Here is a 409-nt window from a genome sequence, read left to right on the forward strand (position 1 = left end):
GTGCTGGAAGACGTCGGACTCGAGCCGGCGATGGCCGACCGGTTCCCGCACGAGTTCTCCGGCGGGCAGCGGCAGCGCATCGCGCTGGCGCGCGCGATCGCCCACCGCCCGCGACTCCTCGTCGGCGACGAGCCGCTGTCGGCGCTGGATGTGACCGTCCGTGCGCAGATCCTGGAGCTTCTCGGTCAGCTGCGAGCGCGCGACGGCCTGACTCTCGTACTCGTCTCGCACGACATCGGCGTCGTCCAGAACCTGTGCGACGAAGTCGTCGTGATGAAGGACGGGCAGATCGTCGAGGAGGGTCCGACGGAGAAGGTGCTGCTGCAGCCACAGGTCGCTTACACGCGACGGCTGCTGGCGTCGATCCCCGCGATCGAGCCCGGAAGCTGACGTTCCCAGGGTTCGCAGC

General features: G+C 68.9%; 1 protein-coding gene. It reads left to right on the plus strand.

The window, feature by feature from the left end; translation table 11 throughout:
- Nucleotides 1-390: ABC transporter ATP-binding protein (locus I6F16_RS37695; RefSeq protein WP_225174802.1), on the plus strand; the 390-nt coding region annotated here is incomplete at its 5' end.
- Nucleotides 391-409 lie beyond the last annotated feature (19 nt).

The organism is Bradyrhizobium sp. IC4060 (assembly GCF_020193715.1).
GTDB classification, from domain to species: Bacteria; Pseudomonadota; Alphaproteobacteria; order Rhizobiales; family Xanthobacteraceae; genus Bradyrhizobium; species Bradyrhizobium yuanmingense.